Below are 16,433 nucleotides of genomic sequence, written 5' to 3' on the forward strand. Positions count from 1 at the left end.
GGTCGGAGGGCGGGCCCGTCGGGTCCGTTGCCTCGGGCGGACCGGGCGGGGAAGATGCTCGGATGCCGAAGTGGTTCGCGATCGCGCTCTGCGGCCTCGGCGCGCTCCTCCTCGCGATCGCGGTGCGCCAGTCGAGCCGCGGGCGCGAGTCGCGCCACTGGACGCGCACCCTCGGGCGCGTGGTCGAGTCGCGGGTGGACCTGCTGAACGAGGCGGACGAGCAGCGCGCGCGGCGGTGGAGGTTCGTGATCCGCTACGCGTACGAGGCGCGCGGGCGGACCCGAGCGTCGGGGCAGGTCTGGGTCGGCTCCGGCGGCGCCGCGTTCGACGACGAGGCCGGGGCGCGCGCGTGGGTGGAGCGGTATCCCGTGGGGCGAGAGGTGCCGGTCTGGTTCGATCCGGCCGACCCGGACCGCGCGGTGCTCGTGACGGGCGCGCCGCGCGGGCAGGTCGCCGTGCTGGTCGTGGCGGGGCTCGCGCTGGTGGGGGTCGGGATCTTCGCGCTGGCGCGGTGAGGCTACGACGACGCGGAGGTGTAATGCCCGATGGAGCGCAGCCAGACGATGCGCGCGAAGGCCGAGAAGGCGAGCGCGCCGAGCAGCACGAAGGCGCCGTGGGAGAACGCCAGCGTGCCGAGGAGGGCGCGCGCCGGGTACGTGGTCATGAGCGCGAGCGGGATGACCGCGGTGAACACGAACCGCAGCACGCCGCGGAACACGTCGGCCGGCCAGCGGGCGGCGTCGAAGATGGAGAGCAGCAGGAACGACAGGTTGTCCACCTTCACCACGAAGAACGCCGACGAGACCACCAGGATCCAGAGCGCGTACAGGATGAGCGTCGCGCAGACGAGCAGCAGGACGGCGGCGAGGACCGCGCCGGGCGAGGGCCAGCGCCCCATGCGGTGGAAGGCGACCGCGAAGATGACGAGGCCGCCCAGGACGTCGAGCGAGCGCCACGGCGCGAACTTGGCGGTGGACACGAGGAACTGCGCGTCGGCGGGCTTGAGCAGCACGAAGTCGAGGGTGCCCTTGCGGATGTGCTCGACGACCGCCGCCAGCGACGGGTTCACCGCCCCCTCGAGGACGCCCTTCATCACGGTGAACCAGCCGATGACCACGAGCGCCTCGTCGAACGTCCACCCCGCGATCGACGCGCGCTGCCCGTAGACCACCAGGACGGGGACGAGCGACCACGAGATCCAGAAGAGCGCGAGGCCGCCCTGGACGAGGAAGTCCACCCGGTACTGCATCGCGATGGCGGTCGAGGCGCGGAGCTGGATCCCGAGCAGCGTGAGGTAGCGGCGCATCGTCACCCTCAGCCCCCGAACGCGGCGAAGCGGCGCAGCCCGGCCCGCCAGGTGATCCGGGCGGCGAGCGCGAGCACGGCCACGTACGTCCACTGGATGGCGAGCTCGCGCAGCGCGTCCGCCCGCGGCGTCAGCCCGATGATCATCTCGACCGGGAAGGAGAGCATGAAGCGGAACGGCGACACCTTCGCGGTCACCTCGAGCCAGCGCGGGAAGAGCTCGAGCGGGACGAGGTACCCGGAGAACACGCCGTAGAGCCCGAGCCACAGCTCGAACACGGACGAGGACGAGTCGATCGCGAAGGCGAGCGCGCCGATGACCGCCATGGCGAGGAAGGTGATGAGCCACGCGCCGATCACCGTGAGCGGGAAGAGCGCGAGGAGCAGCGGGTCCTGGGTGAAGCGGCCCGTCCCCAGCGTCGCCAGCGCGAGGACGACGACGGGGATCGAGGCGAGGAGGCGGAGCGGCATCGCGCCGACGTTGGCGCAGGCGTAGGACACGAGCGGATGGATGGGCCGCAGGAGCCGGTACGCCAGCGTCCCCTGGCGGATCTCGAAGTTCACCTCCCAGATCACCCAGGCGCCCGCGTTGAGCCGCACCACCAGCGCGGCGAGGTAGTAGGCGCCGAACTCCGCCTGCCCGAAGCGGCCGATGGGCGCCTCGCGGGCGACGGCGCTCATGAGGGCGAGCATGACGAGCGGCATCGTCGTGGAGAGCAGCCACACGAGCATCTCGGCCCGGTAGGCGACCGCCTCGGCGAGGCCGACGCGGAGGAGCGTGGGGATGGCGCGGAGGGTGCTGCGCACGATCGTACGGTAACCCGCGGCCGGCCGGTTCGCCCGGTTCGCGTCGCCTCCCGCGGCGCGGGCGCCAGCCGGGAGCGGCCGCTAAGCCTGGAGGGTGGCGCACGCCGAGCTCAACGCCGTCCTGACGCACCGGATCGAGGTCGCGCCCGGCCTCGTCATCCTGCGCGTCGCCCCGGACGGCTGGACGTACCCTCCGTTCCAGCCCGGCCAGTTCGCCGTGCTGGGCCTGCCCCCCAGCGCCCCGCGCGTCGCGCTCTCCGACCCCGAGCCCCCGCCCCGGGATCCCGACCGCCTCATCCGGCGCGCCTACTCCATCGCGTCGTCCTCCCTCGAGCGCGGGCCGCTCGAGCTGTTCGTCACGCTCGTGCGCTCCGGCGAGCTCACGCCGCGGCTGTTCGCGCTCTCCCCCGGCGACCGGCTCTGGCTCGGGCCCAAGCCCGCGGGCATGTTCACCCTGAGAGACGTCCCGCCAGACCGCCACGTGGTGCTCGTCGGGACGGGCACCGGGCTCGCGCCGTACATGAGCATGCTGCGGACCGAGCTCGCCTGCGGCGGCCTGCAGCGCTTCGCCGTGCTCGCGGGCGCGCGCCACTCCTGGGACCTGGGCTACTCGGCGGAGCTCATCACCATGGCGCGGCTCTGCCCGAACTTCACCTACCTGCCGACGGTGAGCCGGCCCGACGCCGAGCCGGCGCCGTGGGGCGGCGCGACGGGATACGTGCAGGCGCTCTGGACGGAAGGGGCGCTCGCGCGCGCCTGGGGCTCGCGGCCGACCCCCGCCGACACCCACGTGTTCCTGTGCGGCAACCCCGCCATGATCGACGACATGACGCTCCTGCTCGAGCGCGAGGGGTTCCGCGAGCACGCGCCGCGGCAGCCTGGGGAGGTGCACGTCGAGCGGTACTGGTGAGTCGATCGGACCGCGCGGACGGGATCCCCTCCGCCCACGGCTCGCCGCGGTGCGCAGGGCTGCGCCCCCTCCGGGGCGACTCCGCCGAGAGGTCGCGAGCGGCGCGCGAGGCGCGACGGCCGAGCGGGTCAGGAGGTATTCATGGCTGGAACAGCGAGGAGAGGCGACGCGGAGACATCCGCCGCGCGAAGGGAGGGGGTGATTTCACGGCCTCTTTCAGGCGCCCGCCGCTCGCGTCGGGTAACGGTATGGGAGCCTCGGACGTGGGAAGTCGACGGATGGAGCTGGCGTGGCGCGTGAACGCGGTCACCTGACGGCAGAGCCGGACGCGGTCGGCGCGGCAGCCGGCGCGCAGGGCGTGTCGGCGCTGCTGGGCGAGCTGGCGCGCGCTCCCGAGGTCGAGCTCGGCTCCGCCTGGGAGCACGTGCTCCGGCCCGGCGCGGTGGTGGGTCGCTTCGAGCTGGTGCGCGAGATCGGGCGCGGCGGGTTCGGCGTGGTGTACGAGGCCCGGGATCGCGAGCTGGGACGCTCCGTGGCCTTCAAGGCGGTACGCGCGGGAGACCGCACCTCGCTGCAGGAGGAGCGGCTCCTCCGCGAGGCCGAGGCCGCCGCGCGCCTGTCGCACCCGAACATCGTCACGGTCTACGACGCCGGACGCTGCGAGCACGGCCCCTATCTCGTGCTCGAGCTGCTCCGGGGCCGGGCGCTCGCGGAGCGGCTCTCCGGCGAGCCCCCGGCGCTGCGAGAGTCGCTGCGGGTCGCCTCGGAGGTGGCGAGCGCGCTCGCCCACGCGCACGCGGAGGGCGTCGTGCACCGCGACCTGTCGCCCGGGAACGTGTTCCTGTGCGACGACGGCCGCGTGAAGGTGCTCGACTTCGGGCTCTCGCACGCCTTCGGGCGGCGGCGGATCAGCGGGGGGACGCCCGGGTACATGGCGCCGGAGCAGTGGCGCGGGGCGCCCGAGGACGAGCGCACCGACGTCTACGCGCTCGGCGTGATGCTCTACCGGATGATCTCCGGGACGCTCCCGTTTCCCGAGGACGAGGACGGGCGCGCCACCATGGGCCCGAAGGCGGCGCCCGCGCTCGAGGTCCCCGACGCGGCCCCCCTCGGCGCCCTGGTCGCGCGCATGCTCGCCAAGGACCCGGTGGACCGTCCGCGGGACGGCGCCGCGGTCGCCGCCGCCCTGCTGGCGCTCCGCGCCGAGCTCGACTCCGCCCCGGCGCCGGCGCGCCCCGCGCCGGCCGGACGCCCGCCTCATCCCCGGCGGCGCTGGGCCGCGGCCGCTCTCGCGGCGGTCGCGCTCGCGCTGATCGCGGGCGGCGTCTCGCTGCGCCAGCGCCAGGGTCTCGACTCACCGCCCGCGGGCGCGGGCGAGGCGCGCGTGATGGTGGCGGTGGCCGACTTCGAGAACCACACCGGTGAGCCCGAGCTGGGCGGCCTCTCCGGGATGCTCATCACGTCGCTCGAGCAGTCGCGCCGGCTCTCGGTGCTCACCCGGGTGCGGATGCTCGACATCCTCCGGCAGCTGGGCCGCGAGAACGTGGCGGGAGTCGACGAGGCGCTCGGCCGCGAGGTGGCGCGCAGCGCGGGGGTGCGCGCGCTGGTCCTCGCGTCGATCCGGCGGTTCGACGATCTCTACTCCATCGAGCTGAAGGCGCTCGACCCGCTCACGAGCGAGTACCTGTTCACGCTCAAGGAGACCGGCCGCGGCAAGGCGAGCGTGCCCAAGATGATCGACCGCCTCTCCGAGGAGACGCGCCAGCGGCTGCGCGAGAGCCCGGCGGAGGTGAGCGCCTCGCGGGTGGACGTCGCGTCGGCCACCACCGGCGACTTCGAGGCCTACGCGAGCTTCTTCCGCGGCGATCAGGCCATGGACGCGACGCGCTACGAACAGGCGCTGTCCGAGTACCGGGCCGCGCTCGCCGCCGATCCCGGGTTCGCGCTGGCGCACTACCGCATCGCGTACCTGGGCGAGTTCACCGGCATCGATCCGTCGGCGCGGCGGGCCTCGATCGAGGCGGCCATGCGGAGCGCGGACCGCGTCCCCGAGAAGGAACGGCTGCTCATCCAGGCGTGGAAGGCGCACGTGGACGGCGACGGGGAGCGGGCGCACCAGCTCTACGCGCGCGCCGTGGCCGCGTACCCGCAGGACAAGGAGGTCCTCTACATGGCGGGGGACCTCCACTTCCACGAGGGGAACCTGCCCGAGGCGCTCGGCCTGTTCGAGCGCGCGCTCGCGCTCGATCCGTTCTGGGAGCCGGCGCTCATGCACGTCGTGGACGCCCTCGGCAAGCTCGGCCGCGTGGACGAGGTGCTCGCCCGCGCCCGGCGCTGGGTCGAGCGGGTGCCGGGCGGCGCGTCGTACCGCTCGCTGGCGCACGCGGAGCTGCTGGCCGGGCGCATCGAGGACGCCGAGCGCGACGCGCGACGCGCGCTCGAGCTGGACGGCAACATCTTCTCGCGCACCGCGCTCGCCGAGGCGTTGATGCTCGGCGAGCGGTACGGCGAGGCCGAGGCCCTCCTGCGCCCCGCCACGGAGCCCGGAGCGGCGCCCACGGATCGCATGAAGGCCTCGGCCCAGCTCGCCGCCGCGCTCGCGTACCAGGGACGGCGCCGGGCGGCGCTGGAGGTGCTCGATCGCCTCCCCTCGCGCACGCCGGGACCGAACGAGCCGAGCCAGCGGCTGCTGCTCCTCCTCGGCGAGCCGTCCCACGACGCCGCGCGCGCCGAGGTCGTGCGGCTCGCCGCCGCGGGAGTGCGCTGGGACGGGCTCCCCACCATCCTGGCGCTCACCGGGGAGCTGGAGGCCGCCGCGGAGCACGCGCGCGCGCTCGAGCCCGGCCCCGCGCGCGCGCTGTACGAGGCGGTCGCGGCGTGGCGAGGGGGAGACCGCGAGCGGGCGCTCGCGCTGCTCGGCCCCCTGCTCGACAACCCTCGCCGGGGCGGCGACGTCGGCTTCGCCGCGACGTGGATCGCGGCGAACGTCGCGCTGGAGGCCCGGCGCGACGAGGACGCCATCGCCTCGCTTCGCGGCGTGCGACAGCTCCCCGGCGGGCTGACCCGCAGCTGGATGTACCCGCGCAGCTTCTACCTCGAGGCGCTGGCGCTGGAGCGGCTCGGCCAGCGAGCCCGCGCCCGGGAGAGCCTCGATCACCTGCTGGCGCTGCTCCGCGGCGCCGATCCCGATCTGCCGCTCCTCGCCGAGGCGAAGGCGCTGCAGCGCCGGCTCGCCGCGCCCGCCCGCGCCGCGCGGCGGTGACCGATGTTCGCCCGCGCGGTGCTCGCGTTCCTGGCGATGCCGGCCGTGGTCGGGATCCTCGTCCCCCTCTGGATCGCGCAGCGAGACGGCTCGCGAGGTCCGGCTCACGGCGCCGGGCTCGTGCTCGCCGGCCTCGGCCTCCTCGCGCTCCTCTGGTGCGTGCGCGACTTCTACGTCATCGGGAAGGGCACGCTCGCGCCGTGGTCGCCACCGAGGCGGCTGGTCGCCGTGGGGCTCTACCGCTTCACGCGCAACCCGATGTACCTCGCCGTGCTCCTGCTCGTCGCCGGCATCGCCGCGTGGCGGAGCTCCCCGTCGGTGCTGGCCTACGCGCTCGTCCTGGCGCTCCTCTTCCACCTGCGCGTGATCCTCAACGAGGAGCGGGCACTCGCGCGCAGCTTCCCGGAGGAGTGGCGCCAGTACGCGCGCGCCGTCCCGCGCTGGCGGCCGCGTCTCTCCCCGTGGCGCGGCCCCGCTCCGGGTCCTGGGCGGGACGCCTGATGGCGGCGCTCGATTGGCACGATCCCGTGAACGTGAACGCGCCCGAGCCCGAGCCCGAGCCCGGCTTTACTCGGGCACGGGCGCGGGCTCGTGCACGGGCTCGACTCGAGTGATCACGGCCATGAGCCCCCTGTACGGGAGGGCCGCCCCGCGCACGACGGGTGAACTCACCGCCTCGCTCTGCTAGCCTCGGTTCCGGAGGTGCCCCCCATGTCGCCCTCGCGTGCCGCCGTCCTCGTCCTCGCGACGCTCACGCTCGTCCCCGCCTGCGGGAACGGCTCCGGATCCGAGCCGCCGCCGGCCGCGCCGGGGGAGCGGGTCGGCTCGACCTCGGCGCGGGTGACGGCACCGGCCCCCGCCGAGGATCTCGCCGCCGCGGTCGCCGGGAACGGCGCGCTCGCCCTCGACCTGTACCGGGTCCTCTCCCTCGAGGCCGAGGAGAACCTGTTCTTCTCTCCGCAGAGCATCGCCTTCGCGCTCTCGATGACCTACCCGGGCGCCGCCGGCGAGACCGCCGCGGCCTTCGAGCGGACGCTCCACGTCTCCATCCCCGAGCCGGATTACCACCGCGCGATGAACGACCTCGACCGGCAGCTCCGGTCGCGCGGGGCGGGGGCGAAGGCGGCCGACGGGCAGCCCTTCCGGCTCCGGCTCGTGAACCAGCTCTTCGCGCAGCGCGGCTTCGCGTTCGAGCCCCCGTTCCTCGACGTGCTGGCCCAGGAGTACGGCGCGGACGTGCGCCTGCTCGACTTCGCGAGCGCGCCGGAGCCCTCGCGCGGGGCGATCAACGGCTGGGTCGCGCAGGAGACCGAGGACCGCATCCTCGACCTGCTGCCCCAGGGGACGATCACGACCGACACCCGCGCCGTGCTCGTGAACGCCATCTACTTCAACGCCGCCTGGGCGAAGCCCTTCGATCCGGCGCTCACGCGCGACCGCGAGTTCACGCTCCTCGACGGCTCGCGGGTCGCGGTCCCGACGATGTCGAGCGCCGATCTGGCCGCCCGCGCCGCCCAGGTGGACGGCGTGGAGGTGGTGGAGCTGCCCTACGACGGCGGCGAGCTGTCGATGCTGCTGCTCGTGCCGCCGTCCGGCGCGCTCGCGGCGCTCGAGCAGGCGCTCACGCCCGAGCGCCTCGCCGAGTACGTCGCCGCGCTGCGCGCGGAGCACCTCGCCCTCACGCTGCCGAGGTTCGAGGTGCGCAGCTCCCTCGCGCTGAAGCCGCCGCTCGCGGCGCTCGGGCTCGAGGTGGCGTTCTCGGAGCTGGCCGACCTCTCGCGCATGTCGAGCCAGGCGGACCTGCTCGTCTCGGACGTGGTGCACCAGGCGTTCGTGAAGGTGAACGAGGCCGGCACCGAGGCGGCGGCGGCGACGGCCGTCATCATCGGCGTCACGAGCATGCCCACCATCCGGCCGGTGGCGATCGACCGGCCGTTCCTGTTCGTCGTCCGCGACGACGCGACGGGCGCGCTGGTGTTCGTGGGGCGCGTCACGAGGCCCTGACGGTCGAGGCGATCAGAGCCGCTTCCGCAGCAGCACGCGCGACTCGCCCGGCCCGTCGTAGTCGGACGAGTACGGCACGCCGTCGGCCTCGTCGTCGCCGGGGAGCACCTCGAACCCCATCGCGGCGTGGAACGCCAGCGATCCTCGGTTGACCGGCGACGTCACCCCGTGCACCTCCGTCGCGCCGAGCTCCCGCGCCGCCGCGAAGAACCGCTCGTAGAGCGCGCGCCCGAGCCCGGCGGCACGGAACGCGGGATCGACGCCGACGAAGTGGATGTACGCCTGCTGGAGCTGCGTCTGCGAGCGGAAGCCGGAGAGAAACGCGACCGCGCGCCCCTCGGCCTCGGCGACGAAGCTCGTCGGGCGGAAGTGGACGAAGAACAGGCGGGGGAGCATGTCCGCCATGCGGCGGCCGCCCCACCAGTCGTTCACCACGCGGATGATGGGATCGTAGTCCCGCGGCTCGGCGTGGCGGATCGTGAACGTCATCGGGCACCTCCGGCGCGGAGCATCGCCCGGCCCGCGCCGGAGCGGAAGCGGGCGCGCGCTGCAGCGTCAGGGCGCGCAGAGCCCCCCGCAGTCGGCGCCGCGCGGCGGCGCGCAGTCGTCGCGTGGATCGTCCACGCAGGCGCGCTCGCCCGGGCAGCGGATGGCGGCGATCCCCCCGCAGAAGACCGGCGCGACGCACACGCCCTCGCAGCCGGGGTCAGCGGGATAGGTGCACGCGTCCCCCGGCACGTCGACGCAGACCAGCGCCTCGGCGCAGGCGGCCACGTTCGCGCCGCCGCAGGGCACGGGCGGCGGGCACTCGCGGATCTCCCAGCCGCACTGTCCGTTCGCGTGCTCGAGGCAGCGGCCGGTCGGCCCGCCCGTGCTCCCGTCGGCGCACGTGAAGTTGGGCATCCCGAGCTGCGGCCCGCACGCTTCGGGATCGCAGACGCCGCCGCCTCCATTCGAGCCCGAGTCGAGGCTGGCGTGGTCGCCGGCGCAGGCGCCGGAGAGGGCGACGAGAACGAGGAGGAGCTTGCGCATGACGCGTCCGGTCGGCTCGAGCTCGACGAGCCTTCGACACCATAGCGCGGCTGCCGGCGCGCGGCCCAGCGTACGCGCCATCACCCGCCGGGACCGCGCATGCCCGGCAAGCGGCACCTCGTCGACGGGGTGTGTTCGCCCATCCATCGGCTACACTTGGAGCGATGGGAGCGCCCGGGAAGATGGCGACGGTGGATCTCATCCTCGCTCGCATCGCGCGGGACGAGGCCGGCGGCCGGATGATGCTGTCGCTCGTCGCGTCCCCCGCGGTGGCCTGGCTATGGGCAGGGACCTGCGCCGCCGCGAGGCGCTTCGAGGCGGGACAGCTCACGTTCACCCACCGCGATCACCACCCGGTCACCTTCCTCTGGCACCATCTCTGGATCGCCCTGTACGTGTGGCTCGGCATGCCCGGGCTTCACGCGCTCTTCGGGGCGTTGCTCGTCGCGGTGACGGGGGTCGGCGCATGGAGCTGGGCTCGCCACCGGGCAGTCGAGCGGCGCGTGGGGCCGGAGGTGCTGCGCGAGTGGCGATTCGGGCTGCTTCGGACGTCACCCGAGCTCGCCGCCCGGGTGGCGGCGGCGGGGGAGGCTGGGCACCCGAACCGGAGCAGCGGAGGCTCCGGCACCCTCGTCACGGTCTTGCGCGTCGTGATCTGGCTCGTCCCCGTCGCCTCGGCCCTGGCGACGATCGCGCTCGTCAGCGCCGCGCTCACACGCTGAGCAGCGGCGCGCGCGTCCCGCGCCCGCCGCTCCCGTGAAATGGGCGCGGGGGGCCTACGCGTTCAGCCACTGCTCGTACGCGTCGAACGCGTGCGGCCTGCCGAGGAAGTCCTTCACCAGCTCGGCGGCGGGCTTCGAGCCGCCGGCCTCGAGGATGGCCCGCCGGTAGCGGCGGGCGGGCTCGGGGTCCATGAGGCCCTTCTCGCGGAACGGGCCGAACAGGTCCTTCGCGATCACGAGCGACCACATGTACGTGTAGTAGATGGCGGAGTAGCCGTCGAGGTGGCCGAAGGACTCGTGGAAGTAGGTGCCGTCCACGTGGCGGAAGGGGGTGTAGCGCTCCTGCAGCTCGGCCACGACGGCGGTGGTGTCGAGTCCCCTCGGATCGCGGCGGTGCAGCTCGAGGCTCGTCGCGGCGTAGAACATCTGCTGCCGCACCATGAGCCCCTTGCCGTACTCGTCCGCCGCCTTCATGCGGCGCACGGCGTCGGCGGGGAGCGACTCCCCGGTCTCGACGTGGCGCGCGAACCCCGCGAGCACTCCGGGATCCCACACCCACTCCTCCAGCATCTGCGAGGGGGCCTCGACGAAGTCCCACTCGGTGGCGACGCCGGACTGGCCGGCCCAGCGCGTGTGGCCGCCGAGCACGTGGTGGAGCAGGTGGCCGAACTCGTGGAAGAACGTCTTCACGTCCCCGTGCTCCATGAGCGCGGGCGCGCCGCCCTGCGGGCGCGGGAAGTTGCAGACGAGGACGCCCTCGGGGAGCTGGCGCCCCTCCTGCCCCGAGGCGAGGGTGAACTGGGCGTAGTGCTTGTACTTGCCGTCGCGGGGGTGCATGTCGAGGTAGACGCGCCCGAGAGGCCGCTCGCCCTCGACCACGTCGTACGCCTCCACCTCCACGTCCCACACCGGCGCGGCGACGCGACGGTAGGCGATGCCGAAGAGGCGGCCGGTGACGTCCAGGACGCCCTCCTTCACGCGCTCGTAGTCGAGGTAGGGGCGCACCGACTGGGAGTCGAAGCCGTACTGCTCGGCCTTCACGCGCTCCTGGAGGTACGCGCTGTCCCACGGCTCGACCCGCTCCGCGCCGGGGACGTCGACGCGCTTGCGCTCGAGGAGCTGCGCGAAGTCGCGCCGCATGCGCGCCTCGGCGGCGCGCGCGATCCGCTCGATGAACTCGGCCGCCGCCGCCTGGCTGCCGATCATCTTGTCCTCGGTGACGTACGCGGCCCAGGTCTCGTAGCCGAGGAGCCCGGCCAGCTCGGCGCGGCGCGCGAGCAGGCGCGCGAGCACGTCGAGGTTCTTCGGGTGGGCGCGCAGCCGGTACAGCCGCCAGAGCGCCTCCCGCGCGGGCTCGCTGCGGGCGTAGGTCATGAACGGCACGTAGTCCGTGTTGTCGGTCGTGACGACGACCTTGCCCTCCGGGCCGGGGGGGTGCGCCCGCCGCCAGTCCTCCGGCAGGCCCTCCAGGTCGGCCGGCTCGAGCTCGAGACGCCGCACGTCGTCCTTGATGTTCCGGCCGAACTCCTGGCCGATGCGGACGAGCTCCTCGCGCAGGGCTCGCACCCGCGCGCGGGTCTCCTCGTCGCGATCGACGCCGGCGCGGCGGAAGTCTCGCAGGCTCTTCTGGAGGTAGTAGCGGGTCGCGGCGTCCTCGCCGGACACGTCGAGCGCGGCGAGCGCGTCGTAGAGGCCGCGGTCGAGCGACAGCTCGGTCGAGAGCGCGTCGATCTCCTGCTCCGAGCGCTCCGCGGCGTCGCGCATGCGCGGATCGGGGTGGACGTTCCGGGCGAGGCTGGCGCGCGCGGCGGCGTCGGAGAGCGCGCCGAACGCGGCGTCGAAGGCGGCGAGCGCGGCCGGCGCGGGGCGCGGCGCCGGCATGGCCTTCAGCCGCCCGGCCTCCGCGCGGGCGCGCTCCATGTCGCGGCGGCAGCCGTGCTCGAACTCCTCGGGGGTCCCGCACAGCTCGCGGGAGGCGTGGGGATGCATCCGCCTAAACTAGGGGAAACACCGCCCGGGCGCACGCGCGGCGCGATCCCGATCTCCGACCGGCGCGGGCGGGCCCCGCCGGAGGGAGGCGCAGAGCCGCAGGCCCGGGATCGTGCGCCGAGGCGCGATCACATCTCCGGCTTCGTCTCCCGCATCATGATCGCCGTCACGGCGTCGCGCGGCGGGACGCCCTCGTAGAGCACGCGGTACACGGTGTCGGTGATGGGCATGTCCACGCCCAGCCGCCGAGCGAGGTCGCGCGCGCTCCTCGCGTTCCGGACGCCCTCCGCCACCTGGCCGATCTCCTTCTGGATCTGCTCGACCGTCTTGCCGGCGGCGAGCCCGCGCCCCACGGTCCGGTTGCGCGACAGGTCCGACGAGCAGGTGAGGACGAGATCGCCGAGCCCCGAGAGGCCTGAGAGCGTGAGCGGGTTCGCGCCCTTGCGGACGGCGAGGCGGGTGATCTCGGCGAGGCCGCGCGTGATGAGCGCAGCGAGGGAGTTCGCTCCGAACTCGAGCCCGTCGGAGATGCCCGCGGCGATCGCGACCACGTTCTTCACGCAGCCGCCGATCTCCGCGCCCACGACGTCGCCGGAGGTGTAAGGCCGGAAGGTCCGGGTGTGGAAGGCGTCCTGGACCTGCTTCGCCACCCGGTCCCAGCGCGCCGCCACCGTCACCGCGGTCGGCAGCCCCTTCGCGACCTCCCTGGCGAAGGACGGCCCGGACAGCACCGCGATGTAGGGGTGGAGCGGCACGGGCAGCACGTCCTCGAGCACCTCGCTCATCGTCATGAGGGTGTCGAGCTCGATGCCCTTCGCGACGCAGACGACGGGCGTGCCGGCGTGCACGTGCCGCTTGGCCTCGATCGCCACCTGGCGCACGGCGTGCGACGGGACCGCGACCACGACGAGCTCCGCCCCCTCGAGCGCCCGGGCGATGTCGCGCGTGGCGAGCAGGGTGGGCGGCAGCGCCGTGCCGGGGAGGTAGCGGTCGTTGCGGTGGTTCTTCGCGATGTCCTCGATGACGGCGTGGTCCTTGTCCCAGGTGGTGACGGAGTACCCCTTGGACGCGAGGAGCGAGGCGAGCGCGGTCCCCCAGGACCCGGCGCCGAGGACGGTGCAGCGCATGATGAGCCTCCTTGCAGCGAATGCTACGCCGCGGGTCTCCCGCTCCCCCGGGAACTCGGGGGCCGCGGGGTCGGAGGACATACCCCGAACGCGGCCCAGCGTCGAGGAGGCGGACGGGCGTGCCCCTCGTCGGGCGCGCGTCCCCCCGGGCCGGTGCGCGCCGCCTAGCCGACCGCGAACCGCACCGCGCGCTCGAACGGCTCGGGACGGGACGCCGCGAGCGCGAGCAGCCGGTGGCGCAGCGCCGGGTGTCGCGTGAGGCTCAGCACGAGGCGCGTCCACGCCCAGTACGGCACGAAGCGCCGCCTCCAGACGCGCTCGTACGGCGCGAGCGCCTCGCGCGTCGCGCCCGCGCGCAGCGCCTCGGGCAGCAGCGCCGCGAGCTCCTGCGCGCAGCCGAACGCGAGGGAGAGCCCCTCGCCCGTGACCGCGTCGAGGTAGCCGGCGGCGTCGCCGAGCAGCACCAGCCGGTCCGCGATGCGCGCGCTGGCGCGGCGTGCGAGCGGTCCGGCGCCGCGCGGCGCGGTGATCGCCGGGGCGTCCTCGAGCAGCCGCGCGAGGGCGGGGAAGCGCGCGAGGAGCGCCTCGTACTCCACCGGCCCCTGCCGCTCGAACAGGAACGCCACGCCCACCCGGCGCGCGCCGACGGGCGTGACGTAGGCCTCGGCCCCCGGGCCGAAGTGCACCTCCACCGCCTCGGCCCAGGGCGGGACCGCGAAGTGGCGCCGGAGCCCGTAGCGGGCCGGGCCCGGCGCGGGCAGCTCGAGCCCCTCGCGGCGGCGCACCTGCGAGCCGAGCCCGTCGGCGGCGACGAGCACCTTCGCGGCGAGGTCGCCGGCCGTCGAGAGCGCCCAGATGCGATCGCGCTCGCGGCGATGGGCCTGCACCTCCGCCTGGAGGAGCTCGACGCCCGCCTCCCGCGCCCGCGCCGCGAGGGCCGCCGAGAGCGCCACGCGCCGCACGCCGAGCCCGCCGGGCTCCGGGAGCCGCACGCGCGCCATGTCCCGGCGCTCGATCCAGCGGATCTCGCGGATGGGCGCGGAGTGTTCGGGGTCGATGCGCCCGGCCACGCCGAGCCGCGAGAGCGCGCGGACGCCGGCGGGGAGGATCCCCTCGCCGCACGCCTTGTCCACGGGCCGGTCCCGCTTCTCGACCACCGTCACCGCGAGCCCGCGCCTCGCCGCGGCGATGGCGAACGCGAGCCCGGCCGGCCCGCCGCCCACCACCACGGCGTCGCGCGCCGGACCGCTCACGGGTGCCGCCCAAGGCGCGCCTGGACGAGGCCGAGCTGCCCGCGCGCGAGCTCGAGGGCGAGCCGGAGCGGCGTCACCCTCCGCGGCGGCGAGAGGGCACCGGCGAGGAAGCGCCGCAGCGCCTCCCGCCTGCGGAGCTTTCCAGAGGACGTGCGGGGGAGCGTCCCGGGGGCGAGGAGCCGCACGGTGTGCGGCGCGACCCCGGTCCGCTCGAGCACGGCGCGCTGGATCTCCGCCGCCAGCGCGCCGTCCGCCCTCGCCTCGCGGCGGCCGCGCTCCGCCAGGATGGCGAGCGCCTCGCCCTCGCCCTCGGGGGTGAACCCCAGCGCCACGGCGCATCCGGGCCGCACGCCCGCGACCTGGGCCACGGCCGCCTCGAACTCCTCGGGCGCGTGGTTCGCGCCGCGCACGATGACGACGTCCTTCTCCCGCCCGTGCAGGTACAGCTCGCCCCCGAGCGCGAAGCCGAGGTCGCCGGTGTCGAGCCAGCCGCCCGCCAGCGCCCGCCGGGTGGCCGCCTCGTCTCCCAGGTAGCCGCGCATGAGCGAGGGCCCCCGCACGAAGACTCGCCCGAGCCGCCCCTCGCCCGCCGGCGCCCCGCCCTCGTCGCGGAGCTCGACCTCGACCCCGGCGATGGGCACGCCCACCGACACGAGCTCGCGCGTCCCCGTCGCGACGACGCCGTCGCGCGCGAGCCGCAGCGGATCGAGGCGGGTCGTCGCGAGCGGCCGGCCGTGTGGGCTCCACGTCACCGCGAGCGCCGCCTCCGAGAGTCCGTACACGGGGACGACGGCGCCGGGGTCGAACCCGTAGGGGACGAAGCGAGCCAGGAAGCGGCGGAGCGCGTCGGCCGACACGGGCTCGGCGCCGTTCAGGGCGAGGCGCCAGCTGGCGAGCGACGACCCGGCGAGCTCGGCGTCCGCCACGCGCTCGGCGCAGAACGCGTAGGCGAAGCTCGGGGCGACCGAGATGGTGCCGCGGTGGCGCGCGATCGCGCGGAGCCAGAGCGCCGGACGCGCGAGGAAGTGCTCGGGCGGGATGAGCACGAGCGGGCCGGGGTAGCTCATCGCGGCGAGCAGACAGCCGATGAGCCCCATGTCGTGGTAGAGCGGCAGCCACGACACGAGGGCGTCCCGGGCGTCGGGCCGCACCGCCGCCATGAGCGCGTCGGCCTGCGCCTGGAGCGCCGCGTGCGAGAGCGCCACCGCCTTCGGGTCCACCGTCGAGCCGGAGGAGAACTGCACGAGGCCCAGGTCCTCCGGCGCGGGCATGCGCGCGAGCCGCTCGCCCCCCTCCGCGAGCTCCGCGACGTCGACGCAGCCGAGCGCGGGCGCGGCGCGCGCCACCGCGCCGCCGAGCAGGCGGCGCACCGCGCCCGAGGAGACGACGAGCCGCGCGCCCGAGACCGCCAGCATCCGCGCCGTCTGGGCGAGGTACTCCTCCATGCGCCCGAGCCGCACCGGCGGGTAGAGCGGGACGGGCACGGCGCCCGCGAGCCAGGTCCCGAAGAACGCGTCGAGGAACTCCGGGCCGGTGCGCAGCACGATGGCCACGCGCTCGCCGGGCGCGACCCCGCGCGCGGCGAGGGCGGCGGCGGTGCGCTCCGCGCGAGCGACGACCTCGCCCCACGGCAGCGCCACCTCCCGCTCGTGGAGGTCGACGAACGACACGCCGCTCGAGTGGCCCGCCGCGGCGAGGAGCGCGTGCGCCAGCGTCGGGGAGCGCGGCGCGGGCGCGGGTGGGCCGCGGAGCCTCACGGGGCCGGCTCCTGGATGGGCGGCAGGAGCGCCGGATCCGTCCGCGCCGCCACGAGCCGGGCGAGGTCCGCGAGGGAGGACGTCCCGGCCGCGTCGTCGTCCTCGAGCACGATCCGGAAGCGGTCCTCGATCGCCACCACGAGCGAGAGGAGCTGCAGCGAGTCGAGCGCGCCCGCGAGCGCGGCGTCCGGCGCGAGCACGCCCCCGGCGAGGCCGAGCTCGTCGCGCACGATGCGCACGATCTCGCGGGCCACCGCAGCTTCAC

The 16,433-nt window shown here is 75.1% G+C and carries 15 protein-coding genes; 6 read left to right on the plus strand and 9 right to left on the minus strand.

Translation table 11 applies throughout. The annotated features are described in order from the left end of the window. Positions 1–62: 62 nt before the first annotated feature. On the plus strand, positions 63–515 hold the full coding sequence (locus ANAE109_RS21405; RefSeq protein WP_012098987.1) for a DUF3592 domain-containing protein: 453 nt from the start codon (positions 63–65) through the stop codon (positions 513–515). A gap of 2 nt (positions 516–517) precedes the next feature. On the opposite strand, the gene ANAE109_RS21410 is transcribed toward ANAE109_RS21405, so the two are convergent. After that, the gene (locus ANAE109_RS21410; protein WP_012098988.1) at positions 518–1,306 is read right to left on the minus strand and encodes an ABC transporter permease; all 789 of its coding nucleotides are present in this window, start codon (positions 1,304–1,306) and stop codon (positions 518–520) included. A gap of 8 nt (positions 1,307–1,314) precedes the next feature. Then, complete coding sequence (locus ANAE109_RS21415) at positions 1,315–2,112, minus strand: ABC-2 family transporter protein (protein ID WP_012098989.1); 798 nt, start codon at positions 2,110–2,112, stop codon at positions 1,315–1,317. A gap of 94 nt (positions 2,113–2,206) precedes the next feature. Here ANAE109_RS21415 and ANAE109_RS25420 point away from each other — a divergent pair, with 94 nt between their 5' ends. From ANAE109_RS25420 to ANAE109_RS21435, 4 genes are all read left to right on the plus strand, one after another. Continuing rightward, a complete protein-coding gene (locus ANAE109_RS25420; RefSeq protein ID WP_012098990.1) occupies positions 2,207–3,022 on the plus strand; it encodes a ferredoxin--NADP reductase in 816 nt (271 codons plus the stop codon). 289 nt (positions 3,023–3,311) lie between these two features. After that, positions 3,312–6,284, plus strand: a complete 2,973-nt coding sequence (locus ANAE109_RS21425; RefSeq protein WP_012098991.1) for a serine/threonine-protein kinase — start codon at positions 3,312–3,314, stop codon at positions 6,282–6,284. A gap of 3 nt (positions 6,285–6,287) precedes the next feature. After that, positions 6,288–6,785, plus strand: a complete 498-nt coding sequence (locus ANAE109_RS21430; RefSeq protein WP_012098992.1) for an isoprenylcysteine carboxylmethyltransferase family protein — start codon at positions 6,288–6,290, stop codon at positions 6,783–6,785. Positions 6,786–6,995: 210 nt separating this feature from the next. Next, complete coding sequence (locus ANAE109_RS21435) at positions 6,996–8,288, plus strand: serpin family protein (protein ID WP_012098993.1); 1,293 nt, start codon at positions 6,996–6,998, stop codon at positions 8,286–8,288. A gap of 12 nt (positions 8,289–8,300) precedes the next feature. Here the strand turns inward: ANAE109_RS21435 and ANAE109_RS21440 are convergent, their stop codons facing one another. Together ANAE109_RS21440 and ANAE109_RS25935 are read right to left on the minus strand one after the other, a co-directional pair. Further along, on the minus strand, positions 8,301–8,777 hold the full coding sequence (locus tag ANAE109_RS21440; RefSeq protein WP_012098994.1) for a GNAT family N-acetyltransferase: 477 nt from the start codon (positions 8,775–8,777) through the stop codon (positions 8,301–8,303). 66 nt (positions 8,778–8,843) lie between these two features. Then, positions 8,844–9,320, minus strand: a complete 477-nt coding sequence (locus ANAE109_RS25935; RefSeq protein WP_234945204.1) for a hypothetical protein — start codon at positions 9,318–9,320, stop codon at positions 8,844–8,846. 164 nt (positions 9,321–9,484) lie between these two features. On the opposite strand from ANAE109_RS25935, the gene ANAE109_RS21450 reads away from it, so the two are divergent. Then, entirely contained in the window at positions 9,485–10,042 is a 558-nt protein-coding gene (locus ANAE109_RS21450; RefSeq protein WP_041448601.1) for a hypothetical protein, read from the plus strand. A 54-nt stretch (positions 10,043–10,096) separates the two neighbouring features. On the opposite strand, the gene ANAE109_RS21455 is transcribed toward ANAE109_RS21450, so the two are convergent. The 5 genes from ANAE109_RS21455 to ANAE109_RS21475 all read right to left on the minus strand — a co-directional run bounded on the left by ANAE109_RS21455 (position 10,097) and on the right by ANAE109_RS21475 (position 16,422). Continuing rightward, positions 10,097–12,031: a M3 family metallopeptidase gene (locus tag ANAE109_RS21455; protein WP_012098998.1), complete on the minus strand. Its 1,935-nt coding sequence runs from the start codon at positions 12,029–12,031 to the stop codon at positions 10,097–10,099. A gap of 128 nt (positions 12,032–12,159) precedes the next feature. Next, positions 12,160–13,158 (minus strand): NAD(P)H-dependent glycerol-3-phosphate dehydrogenase, encoded by a 999-nt coding sequence (locus ANAE109_RS21460; protein ID WP_041448602.1) that lies wholly within the window; start codon positions 13,156–13,158, stop codon positions 12,160–12,162. 164 nt (positions 13,159–13,322) lie between these two features. Then, positions 13,323–14,411, minus strand: coding sequence for an NAD(P)/FAD-dependent oxidoreductase (locus ANAE109_RS21465; protein ID WP_012099001.1), 1,089 nt, complete (start codon positions 14,409–14,411; stop codon positions 13,323–13,325). Next, positions 14,408–16,168 (minus strand): AMP-binding protein, encoded by a 1,761-nt coding sequence (locus ANAE109_RS21470; RefSeq protein ID WP_012099003.1) that lies wholly within the window; start codon positions 16,166–16,168, stop codon positions 14,408–14,410. Before ANAE109_RS21470 ends, ANAE109_RS21465 begins: the two co-directional genes overlap by 4 nt. Continuing rightward, a complete protein-coding gene (locus ANAE109_RS21475) occupies positions 16,165–16,422 on the minus strand; it encodes an acyl carrier protein (RefSeq protein WP_234945205.1) in 258 nt (85 codons plus the stop codon). Before ANAE109_RS21475 ends, ANAE109_RS21470 begins: the two co-directional genes overlap by 4 nt. Positions 16,423–16,433 lie beyond the last annotated feature (11 nt).

The sequence above is a fragment of the Anaeromyxobacter sp. Fw109-5 genome (assembly GCF_000017505.1).
Lineage (GTDB): Bacteria > Myxococcota > Myxococcia > Myxococcales > Anaeromyxobacteraceae > Anaeromyxobacter.

What these genes read in the sequence shown, in the direction of transcription:
- ANAE109_RS21405 (WP_012098987.1), top strand. Translation starts at nt 63, where the DNA reads ATGCCGAAGTGGTTCGCGATCGCGCTCTGCGGCCTCGGCGCGCTCCTC.
- ANAE109_RS21410 (WP_012098988.1), bottom strand. Translation starts at nt 1,306, where the DNA reads ATGCGCCGCTACCTCACGCTGCTCGGGATCCAGCTCCGCGCCTCGACC.
- ANAE109_RS21430 (WP_012098992.1), top strand. Translation starts at nt 6,288, where the DNA reads ATGTTCGCCCGCGCGGTGCTCGCGTTCCTGGCGATGCCGGCCGTGGTC.
- ANAE109_RS21435 (WP_012098993.1), top strand. Translation starts at nt 6,996, where the DNA reads ATGTCGCCCTCGCGTGCCGCCGTCCTCGTCCTCGCGACGCTCACGCTC.
- ANAE109_RS21440 (WP_012098994.1), bottom strand. Translation starts at nt 8,777, where the DNA reads ATGACGTTCACGATCCGCCACGCCGAGCCGCGGGACTACGATCCCATC.
- ANAE109_RS25935 (WP_234945204.1), bottom strand. Translation starts at nt 9,320, where the DNA reads ATGCGCAAGCTCCTCCTCGTTCTCGTCGCCCTCTCCGGCGCCTGCGCC.
- ANAE109_RS21450 (WP_041448601.1), top strand. Translation starts at nt 9,485, where the DNA reads ATGGGAGCGCCCGGGAAGATGGCGACGGTGGATCTCATCCTCGCTCGC.
- ANAE109_RS21455 (WP_012098998.1), bottom strand. Translation starts at nt 12,031, where the DNA reads ATGCATCCCCACGCCTCCCGCGAGCTGTGCGGGACCCCCGAGGAGTTC.
- ANAE109_RS21460 (WP_041448602.1), bottom strand. Translation starts at nt 13,158, where the DNA reads ATGCGCTGCACCGTCCTCGGCGCCGGGTCCTGGGGGACCGCGCTCGCC.